Origin of the sequence: Paramagnetospirillum marisnigri (assembly GCF_001650715.1) — a bacterium.
Taxonomy (GTDB): domain Bacteria; phylum Pseudomonadota; class Alphaproteobacteria; order Rhodospirillales; family Magnetospirillaceae; genus Phaeospirillum; species Phaeospirillum marisnigri.
This window is the reverse complement of the sequence record NZ_LWQT01000066.1, coordinates 261,326-270,853: the sequence shown is the minus strand read 5'-3', so window position 1 is coordinate 270,853 and position 9,528 is coordinate 261,326. Positions and strand designations below refer to the sequence as shown.

The 9,528-nt window shown below is 65.1% G+C and carries 10 protein-coding genes; 5 read left to right on the top strand and 5 right to left on the bottom strand.

The features are described from left to right. The 3 genes from A6A04_RS22940 to A6A04_RS13760 all read left to right on the top strand — a co-directional run. Positions 1 to 199: hypothetical protein (locus tag A6A04_RS22940; RefSeq protein ID WP_216636111.1), on the top strand; the 199-nt coding region annotated here is incomplete at its 5' end. A gap of 208 nt (positions 200 to 407) precedes the next feature. Then, a complete protein-coding gene (locus A6A04_RS13765) occupies positions 408 to 857 on the top strand; it encodes a hypothetical protein (protein WP_156612604.1) in 450 nt (149 codons plus the stop codon). 12 nt (positions 858 to 869) lie between these two features. Next, the gene (locus tag A6A04_RS13760) at positions 870 to 1,265 is read left to right on the top strand and encodes a hypothetical protein (RefSeq protein WP_156612603.1); all 396 of its coding nucleotides are present in this window, start codon (positions 870 to 872) and stop codon (positions 1,263 to 1,265) included. Here the strand turns inward: A6A04_RS13760 and A6A04_RS13755 are convergent. Both A6A04_RS13755 and A6A04_RS13750 read right to left on the bottom strand, forming a co-directional pair. Then, complete coding sequence (locus tag A6A04_RS13755) at positions 1,257 to 2,225, bottom strand: DUF4424 family protein (protein WP_172822779.1); 969 nt, start codon at positions 2,223 to 2,225, stop codon at positions 1,257 to 1,259. The genes A6A04_RS13760 and A6A04_RS13755 overlap by 9 nt on opposite strands. Before the next feature lie 50 nt (positions 2,226 to 2,275). Further along, the gene (locus A6A04_RS13750) at positions 2,276 to 3,487 is read right to left on the bottom strand and encodes a DUF1176 domain-containing protein (RefSeq protein WP_156612601.1); all 1,212 of its coding nucleotides are present in this window, start codon (positions 3,485 to 3,487) and stop codon (positions 2,276 to 2,278) included. A gap of 103 nt (positions 3,488 to 3,590) precedes the next feature. On the opposite strand from A6A04_RS13750, the gene A6A04_RS13745 reads away from it, so the two are divergent. Next, positions 3,591 to 5,096, top strand: a complete 1,506-nt coding sequence (locus A6A04_RS13745; protein ID WP_068493814.1) for an NAD(P)-binding protein — start codon at positions 3,591 to 3,593, stop codon at positions 5,094 to 5,096. A gap of 25 nt (positions 5,097 to 5,121) precedes the next feature. On the opposite strand, the gene A6A04_RS13740 is transcribed toward A6A04_RS13745, so the two are convergent. The 3 genes from A6A04_RS13740 to A6A04_RS13730 are packed head-to-tail and all read right to left on the bottom strand — an operon-like array spanning position 5,122 to position 8,067. Further along, positions 5,122 to 5,379, bottom strand: a complete 258-nt coding sequence (locus A6A04_RS13740; protein WP_068493813.1) for an acyl carrier protein — start codon at positions 5,377 to 5,379, stop codon at positions 5,122 to 5,124. 10 nt (positions 5,380 to 5,389) lie between these two features. Further along, the gene (locus A6A04_RS13735) at positions 5,390 to 6,127 is read right to left on the bottom strand and encodes an LbetaH domain-containing protein (protein WP_068493812.1); all 738 of its coding nucleotides are present in this window, start codon (positions 6,125 to 6,127) and stop codon (positions 5,390 to 5,392) included. Then, complete coding sequence (locus A6A04_RS13730; protein WP_172822778.1) at positions 6,124 to 8,067, bottom strand: motility associated factor glycosyltransferase family protein; 1,944 nt, start codon at positions 8,065 to 8,067, stop codon at positions 6,124 to 6,126. Before A6A04_RS13730 ends, A6A04_RS13735 begins: the two co-directional genes overlap by 4 nt. A 163-nt stretch (positions 8,068 to 8,230) precedes the next feature. Here A6A04_RS13730 and A6A04_RS13725 point away from each other — a divergent pair, with 163 nt between their 5' ends. Continuing rightward, positions 8,231 to 9,526: an Hsp70 family protein gene (locus A6A04_RS13725; RefSeq protein ID WP_068493810.1), complete on the top strand. Its 1,296-nt coding sequence runs from the start codon at positions 8,231 to 8,233 to the stop codon at positions 9,524 to 9,526. The last annotated feature ends 2 nt before the right edge of the window (positions 9,527 to 9,528 follow it).

Here is a 9,528-nt window from a genome sequence, read left to right as displayed (position 1 = left end):
CAGCCTGATCAATCCGGCCAAGCCCGCCGGAGATCAAACGGCGACTGCGCTGTTACACCAATCCAAGGGACACGATCTTCTCACCTTTGACCATCACGGCGCACCAACAAATTCAATGAGTTATGGCATGATCTCGACGACGCCCCTTGGGGCGGCGATGCCGCATGGCATGGTCCGCCACGCTGCGGTCCCAGCATAATCCACCGCCTCTGGTCCGGGTCATCTAGGCGACCATTCGCGCTGCTCGCGCGGCAGGCCTTTATCGACATGGCCAAGAGCAACAGGTTCAAGTCATGCCGGGGTTTCGGCGTCACATGGGTTCGGGGCTGGGCGAAAATCCCTTTTCCCTGTTTCGGCCAGCCCCTAAGCTTGCGGACACGACAAGGGCGGCCGAGGACGACCGGAAAATGACGGCGACAGTTCCGCTGGCAGTGCTGGGAAGAGGCTTTTGGAAGCTGAACCTCATCATATCGCCGCTCTCACTGCTCTTGCTGCTCTATCTGGCCGTGATGGCGGGAGGGAGCCCGAATTCTCCGGGGGGCTTGAACAGCGTCCTCATGGCCGGAGCGTTCATCTTCCTGACACCCCTCGGCCTGGTGGCGGCCCATATCCTGGGGGCCAAGATCATCGATACGGCTCTGCGTCTCGTCCCGCCGGGCCATGCGGCGGTGACCTGGATTGGACTGGCGGTTTCAGGCATCCTCGTCGTCGTTGCTGGAAATGTTTTTGTCGACGACCTCTACCAGTTCAGGCAGGGGAATTATGGAATTTCCATCATCGCCCTTTGCCTCGACTTCGGCGGCATGGCGGCCGTCGTCCTGGCCGGTGGCGGCAAGCTGCCCACGATCCGAGCGTAGAGCGAGACAACCATGAACGGAAAACGTCTTGCCGTCGTCATGGCGCTGCTGCCATTTGCGGCCATGGCCGGAGAGACGCTGTTCCAGACCCAAATCGCCTCGGATTGCCGCCCCATCCAGATGGCCACATGGAGCCATCCCACCAAGGAGGTGATGGCGGAGCGTCAGGTACGGCTGCTGAAGGCGGAATTGTGTCGCGAGGACAAGTTTCCGGTTTTCACCGTGAAATTCCCTTATGATCCGCAGGGCGCGACGGAGTCGTATTTCAATCCGCTTTACGTGGAGATGGCGGCCGCCAATGGGAACTGGCCTTTCGCCTTCGTCGACCCAGAAGACAATCTGGTCGTCACCGTCATTCCATCGGGCCGGAACACGGTTCGGCTGGAGTATGAGCCCTGGTCAGAATGATGCCGGTCCACGGCTCAGGATCAGAAGCCTGATGTCGCGGTCGGGAACGTAGTCGCGGATGGTGGATTCGAAGGTCGTCGGTCCGGTCTTGCGCAGCCCGTTCCAGCACAGGGAGACGATATTCTCGGGCGCCCCTTTGTCGATGACCAGCCGGAACCTGCCGATGGGACCCCGCCAGTTCCGGGCGGTGGTCAGGATGTATTCGATTTCCCATGGGGAAAACAGAACCGGCTGGCGTGTCTCGATGGTCTGCAAGGCTTTCCTTGTCGCCCCATCGATGCAATAGCGGTCCGCGCCGGAGCGGTCTTCGCCGACCAATCGGCCGACAGCGGTCTTGCCTCCGATATCGGCTGATTTATGGCCGACCATCCGGCCGACGAAGGGCTTGTAGACATGCCGGATCCGGGTTTCGGCCCCGGCGGGAAATGTTTGCGTCCAGAAGTATTTGGTTTGCAGAACCCAGGTGGGCATGTCGTGGTCGTCGTCTCCGTCGGTGACGAGTCCGGCCTCGCGCAGACGGGTGATTGTTTCCTTCGGGACATGGGCGAATTGCGGGTCATAGCCCCCCGGCTTCCAGGGGCCAATATCGAGCACGCCCGCCGCGGCGAGCTCTCGGGTGACGTCTTGGCCCTTGAACTGGGCGCGGCGTTCCAGAGTCGCGGGGACCGGCCGGTCGTTGACCCACAGTTTGAAGTCCAGGAAATCAGGTTTGTTGACGGGGAACCCCCAATTGGGCGCCTCTAACCCGGCGGAAAGGTCGAGATCGGGCAAGGGAAAGGCCACGATCGTTTCCACGGGATGGTCGGTGACGTTGCGAAAGACGTAGGAGACCCGGATTTCGTCGGGTCCGATCCGCAGATCCTCGGACACCATTTCGATGTCGCGGGTCGCCGACAATTCGATTCCGGTCGTGCCCTGAAAGCCGGTGCTGTCATTGGCCTGGCCCGGCAGCGGCCACAAGGCCGCCGCCAGAATAAGCAAGGCGGCCCAGCGGCCCGGCGCACAGGGATTCATGGCCGCACCGGAACATTGGCGGAGCGCCAAAGCACGGGCCAGGATACGATGCCGCCGCACCGGCCCTGTTTGGCGTAGGCGGCCAGTTGGAACCGGCGGCCATCGAATACCCAGGACGCCGACCTGCCGCAATCGCCCAAGCCCCGTCCATTGGCCTTCATGGCAAAGATGTGGGTTGTCGGATCGTAATCCGCCGAGAAAAACATATCCATGGGCGCGGCTTCGAGGGGCAGCGGCAGGGTCAGGCGTTCCGCCTGGGTCGGCCTGTCCGTCGGACCCCGGAATGCCAGCGAGGCCGATTGATAGGGTCCCCGGAAGCATTCCAGCAGAACCAGCGCCTCGCCGGGCGACAACAGCATGGCCCGGTCCCGATCGTGAGGGGTTCCGACATCCGCTTCCGGCTCGCATTCCGCCGCAGTCATGTCCGATGCCTTCGCCACACGGATCGCGCCGATCAAGGATCGGGCGGCCTGGGGGGAAAGGGTCGGAGCCATGGCCGCCGCCACCACCATGGGAAGGGCGGGGGCCGGTGGAACCTGATCGGCGGGCGCCGGACCTGGGAGGGCGAGGGCGCCCTCACCGCCGACACGCCCCTGGACGTCGTCCATGAGCATCAGCACCGCGGCAAGCCCGCGCAAGGATAGAGCCGGGGCCGATCGGTCCTTGCGCGGGCCGGATGACAAGACGATCCCGTTGCGCAGTGCCTTCAGGACAGCGGCGGCCTGTTGTCCGGATGCGAGAAGCATGGTGCTCCGCTCATCCCGCCGGATGGCCCAACTGGCTGCGGTGTTGAACGGCCCGCCATCGAGCATCAGCGACGAGGGTTCGATTTCGCTTTCCGAGGCCAGGGTGATTTCCAAGCTGCCTTCAGGTCCAGCATTCCGCCGAATGATCATGGACAGCCCCGGATTTTCATCCGAAGACCCCTGCGCCTCGCAAGAGCGGGTGTTGTCGCAGGCCACCATCCAGTCCTTGATCTCGGCATAGGCCGGAACCGAACGGGGGGCGGCCATTGCCGCCCATGCGGCCATGACCTGGGCCGCCACCACAAGGGCAATGCCCGCCCGGCAAAGGCCTAGCCAAATCATGTCACGAATCCTGACTGTGAATACCGCACCCTCGCCGGGCTTGCCGCCGACCAGACTCTGGTCGCCCTGCTTATTGATCACCACGTCATGGCAGATGGCAAGCCCCTGGCCGAGAGCCACGGCCATCATCCGACTACCGTGCCCTGGTCAGCCGACATCAACCATGCTTCACTGACTTCTGATTTGAAGCCGCCATTAAGGGGCCGGTCAGGAGACCTTCGCAATGCCATCTCGACGAGACGTTCTGCGTCAGGTGTCAGCCCTTGGCGCCGGTTTGCTGATGCCACGGCCGGGGGTGCTGGCCGAGGAACGCCCTGATTACGCCCTGCCGGAGTGGACCGGGGATAACTTCGACTCCATGCACGCCATTCGCGACGGCCATGAGCCGCGCGCCATCCCCAAGCCAGAACGGCGGGTCGAGGTGGTCATTATCGGCGGCGGTCTGACCGGGTTGGCGGTGGCGACGCTGCTCAGCGACAGCGATTTTGTCCTGCTGGAACGTGAGAACACCATGGGCGGTAACGCCAAGGCGGGCCAGTGGCGCGGCATCGACTATGCACTTGGCTCGGCCTATCTGGCCGATACCGAGGAGCCCTACGGCCCGTTCTATGACAGTTTGGGCCTGACCCTGACGCCGGTCAGCGAGCCCGCGGATCGGGTCCTGACTGGTTCGCCCGACATGGCCGATGCCCTTCAAGGCCCATTGCGCAGGCCCTATGCCAAACTGGTGGAGTTGCTGGCCGCGGCGTCCGAGTCCAAGGATTTTCCCCGGATTCCCATCGAGACGGCGACGTCCCGCTCCCTGGCCTTGGACCAGATCCCGTTTTCTGAATATCTGCGCCGCGAGCAGGTTTCGGCGGCGCTGATGCCTATGATCGACGCTTATTGCTGGTCGTCGCTGGGCGGTGGCGCCAATGGTATTTCCGCCTATTGCGGCATCAATTTCCTGTCGGAAATCGCGGCCCCCATTTATGCCTTTCCCGGAGGGAACGCCGCCTTGGCGAAAGCCATGACGTCCAAGATCAACCGGTCGGGAGGCAAAAGACTGGTTGGCGGGGCCTCGGTCTTCGCGGTGGAGCCCGATGCCAACGGCCGCACCCTGGTCGGCTATCTGGACCATTCAAGCGGAGAAGCCCGCGCCGTCTCGGCCCGCTGGGTAGTGGTCGCCGCGCCTTATTTCTTCGCCGGTCGGATCATCCGTGGCATTGATCCCGCCGCCGCCGGTTTCATGAAGGGGCTGTCCCATGGGAGTTATCTGGTGGCGAATTGCTGCTTCAGCGGCCGCCAGTTGCCTGGACCCTATGATTCATGGACACCGTCCAATCCAGGCTTCACCGACTTCGTCAGCGCCACCGCAAGCTTGTCGGCCCGTGCCCGTCCGCAAGACCGCGATGTCATCACCATCTATGCGCCATTCACCGATCCCGCAGCGGGGAGAGTCCAATTGCTGGCCGGCAATCAGGCCGCCGCCGCCAAGCCGGTCGTCGACGGCCTGAGGCGGTTCGCACCGGATTTCTTCGCCAATTCCCGACTGGAGGAAGTGCGCCTGACCCGTTATGGGCACCAGTTACTGACATCGCGGGTTGGGCTGGTGGCGGCCATGCGTCGCCACGAAAAACGCTTCGGCAACATCCTGCTGGCTCATTCCGACGGCCAAGGCATGTCGGCGGTAGAGAGCGCCATCGTTGAAGCGCACCGCGCCGCCGAAACGATTCTCAGCCGCCGATAGAGTCTCGGATCAAATCCAGCAGGGATCAGCCGCCATCCGCAACGGGACCCGGTGGCGCCAGACTGGCGTACAGCTCCCTGATGGACGGGAAGGAGGCGTAAGCCCGGATGGTCGCATCCGAGATGGCGACGCCGTAATGGGCTTCCAGCGCCAGCATCACCGCCATATGACCCATGCTGTCCCATTGGGGATGGCTGCCCAGACCGGACTCGTCGGACAAGGAGTCCGGATCGCATTCCAGGGCGGTGGCGATCAGATCGCGGGGGGCGGGGGGAACGGACATGGAGGCTCCATCACAGGGGGGCTTCGGCGGCGATCTCCGCCGTGCTGTCCAGGACCATCAGCCGGTTGTCGCGGTCGTTGGGCTTGAACTCGATATTGCTGCCGATGCCGAACACCACCACGTCGTCGGGAACGTGGCGATCCACCACCAGCGTGTTGGCGGCGAGGCGCACATTGCGCCCGATCCGGCTTTTCCCCAGGACGGAGGAGCCCGGCCCCATCCACAATCCGCCCATGATGGTGGGGTAATGGCCGTGATTATGGCCGATGGTGCAATTCTGGGTCACGGCGATGAAGGGGCCGAACTCGCCATAGCCGATGACGCTGCCCAGGGCGTGCAGCGGGAAGAACAGGTCGATTTCCTGGGTGCGGTAGAACAGGTTCAGGCCACAGCGCCCCCGCATCACATAGAACAGGCAATCCAGCAAGGTGGTGGGAGCCTCGGCCAGGAACAGCCGCCGGGTGAACACCTGCAGCAGGCGGGTGAGGTGCTCGATATTCAGGGGGTTGACCAGGGGTGTGCCGTCGGCGTCCCGGTAATAGCGGGCGGTGCAGCGCCGATGCTCGGCGGTGATCTTGTCGAGGGCGCCCCGGAACACCGCTTCGAAGGGTTCAAGCCGCGCCCCCAGGCCGGGCAACGGGCTTTCCCGGTCCATGATCTGGCGGAACGCCGCCCAGATCAGTTCGGGAGCCCAGGTGCCGGGGCTATCGGAATCGATCAGACTCGCCAGATCGGCAGGGGAGGTCATGACGGGGGGGCTCCCAGAGAGGCTTGAATCATGGGGTGCAGCGCCTGCACGCCATCGCCCAGGACCCGGCGCAGGACGGCGAAGGCCTCGTCGGCATGGCTGGGCTCCACGGTGGAGGCATAGTGGTAGGCGGCGGCCAGCGCCTTTTCCAGATGGCCCAGCACGGTGGCATGGATGGCGCGCTGGCCCGATTCCAGCGACTGCAACCGCCCCATGATCCGTTCGCACAGGCCGACCATGGCGGCCTGGGGCGAATTCCCCTCCAGCCGCAGGCCCTCGATCTCGGCCACGACCCCGTCGAGGAAGCCGTGCAACTCCGCCACCATGGCGGCGAACCGCTCGGGCTCCGACATATCGTCCCGGCACAGGGTCAGCTCGGAAAGGGCCTGGTCCACCACAACGTGCGGCGGCTCGGCCGCGGCCGCGATTTCCACCGAATCCGGGTCCAGCGGCGCCGCCCCCGCGATCAGCACGCCGTCGCTGCAATTCCATACCCTGGCCTGCCCGACCGCGCGGATGGCGTTGACCACCGATTCGCGCCCCCAGTCCAGCACCCAGCCGCTGCGGACCTGGCCGCCGAAATTGCCCGGCAGGATCTTGTCGAAGTCATAGGGGGTATAGGTCGCCAGTTCGCTTTCATCCTGGTAGGTGAAATAGACCGAATGGCGGGAATGGTGATAATCCGGGTCGCGGGCGCCGAAATCCAGGCCGAACAGATAGACCTCGCGGAAGCCCAGCGACAAGGCGCAATAGACGGCGGTGTTGCCCGAGGTGGGCTCGGCCAGTCCGGTGATCTCGGCGCCGTTGGCGTAGAAATGGGTCGAGCTGAGATCGCTGCGGTGGAAATAGACCGTCTGGCGGAACCGGGGCGAAATGCGGGGATCGACGGTGGGCGAGGCGTAAAGAACCATGTCGGACAGGCCGAAGCGGGCGTCCAGCTCTTCCGCCACCACGCCCAACCCGGCCCCGTTCTCCAGTTCGCAGTGGATATGCGGGCGGATGCCGTTGGACAGCAGGACCTTGAGGGCGCTGCTCGAGGTAATGATGACCGCGCGGTCCTGCACGGCGCGGATGGCCTCGATGGCGGCGTCCAGGGACGGACCGGCGCCGACCACGATGGCCGGGATGGAGCGTGCGCTGCGCAAACGCGCCGTCTGCAGATGAAAGCCCGGCCGAGCGAAATTGGCGGCGTTGTTCCTCAGCATCAGCAACTGGTCTTCCACCCAACCCGCCGCCATGCCGAGCCCCAGGCTCGATTCGCCTGCGGCCCCCGGCGCCAGCAAACGCTGCCCCACCGCCGTCAGTTCCGGGGTGGCGTAATGGAAATAGGAATAGGACCCGTCCACCAGCGGATAATCGGCGCCCCGCATGATGCGAATCACCTGCTCGTACAGCCCGGCGCCCCGCACGAAATGGATCTGGCGGCCGGTACGCGCCAGGGTGCGGAACAATCCCTGCCAGTCCATGGCGTGAAAGCTGTGGGCGATCAGCTCGTCATGGGGCTCGACCACGATCAGGGTCTTGAAGGGCAGGCGCTCGACCAGGGCCTTGATGTGGTAGCCGAGCCCGACGCCGAAGACCACGAGAAAGCCGCCGAACGGCGCCTGGGCCGGGGCGCGGGGAAACTCCGCCATCCCCGCCCGCAGCGACCGGGTCAGGGCGTTGAGCGCGATGCAGTCCTCCAGCACGTCGCCGGGGGGCAGGAAGATGCGGAACGGCGCGGCGACATAGTCTTCCACCTGGCGCATCGCCGCCGCCTCGGCGCTGTCGGGATAGAGGGTCTGGCCGCCGCCGAGATCCACATTCAGGCCACCGCCGTCACCGATCACCAGGCGAGTGGAGGGACGGACCGCTTCCAGCGCCTGGGCTGTCGCCGCGTCGAGGCGGGCGAGCTGCTTGACGGCGGCCTTGAAGCGATCGGCGTTCTGGTAAGGTCGCATCGGCCCGGCCCACAGTTTCGACGGATGGAGAATAGCCAAGCCGCCGGAGTTGGGAAAGCGGGTTACCGCCGCCATTTCATGTTGATCCCGGTGCCGCACAGGCGTAACACCGCGTCTCCCCGCCGGGCGGCCCCTGCCCGGACCCATCGCACAGGGCCAAGCCATGTTTGTCGGAATGGATTTCGGCACCACCAACAGCGCCGTCGCCCTGGCCGCAGCCGACCGGGCGGTGGAGGTGCTGAATTTCGCCACGGTGGACGGCCCGGTCTCGACCCTGCGCTCGGTGCTGGCCTTCGAGAATGCCCGGCGCGACGCCCAACGCTGCATCCAGCCCCTGGTCGGCCATGACGCCATCGACGCCTATCTGCACGGCGACGGCGAATGCCGCTTCCTGCAATCCTTCAAGTCCTACCTGACCAGCCGCTCCTTCACCAGCACCGCCATCTACGGGGCGCCATACTCGCTGGAGACGCTGGTGGCGCTGATCGTCGCCCGCCTGCGCGAAACCGCCGAGGCGACGGGCGCCAGGGTGGACCGGGTGGTGGCCGGTCGGCCGGTGCGCTTCGTCGCCGAGGGCGGCGAGGAGGAGGACGCCTATGCCACCGGACGGCTGGTGGAGGCCTTCGCCAAGGCGGGCATCGGCGAGGTGGTGTTCGAGTTCGAGCCCATCGCCGCCGCCTATTATTATGAAAGCACGCTGAAGCGCGACCAGACCGTGCTGGTGGCGGATTTCGGCGGCGGCACCAGCGATTTCTGCCTGATCCGCCTGGGGCCGGGTCGCGCCGGTCTGGCCCGGCCCGAGGACGCCATCATCGGCACCGCCGGTGTCGGCATCGCCGGCGACGCCTTCGACCGCCGCATGGTGGAACATGGCCTGTCCGGGCATTTCGGCAAGACCACCACCTATGTCAGCGACGGCAAGGTCCTGCCCATGCCCGCCTGGGTCTATGCCAAGCTGGAGCGCTGGCACCATGTCGCCTTCCTCAACACACCCCCGACCCTGCGGCTGCTGCGCGATCTGCAGCGCCATGTGGAGCATCCCGACCGGATCGAGCAATTGCTGGCGCTGATCGAGCATAATCTCGGCTATCACCTCTATCGCGCGGTGGAGCAGGCCAAGCGCGACCTGTCCCACTCGGACGAGACCGTACTGCGCTTCGACCATGACCCGGTGGTGGTGGAACGCCGCGTCACCCGAAGCGAATTCGAGGGCTGGATCGCCAAGGAACTCGCCGACATCGAGACCTGCGTCGACGGGCTGCTGGAAAGCACCGGCACCGCTTTGTCCCAGGTGGACCGGGTGTTCCTGACCGGCGGCTCGTCGCTGGTGCCCTCGGTGCGGGCCATTTTCGCCAGCCGCTTCGGCGAGAACCGCCTCAGCGCCGGGGGCGAATTCATCTCGGTGGCCACCGGCCTCGCCCAACGCGCCCGCGAGGTGTTCGGAGGCCGAGACAGATGATA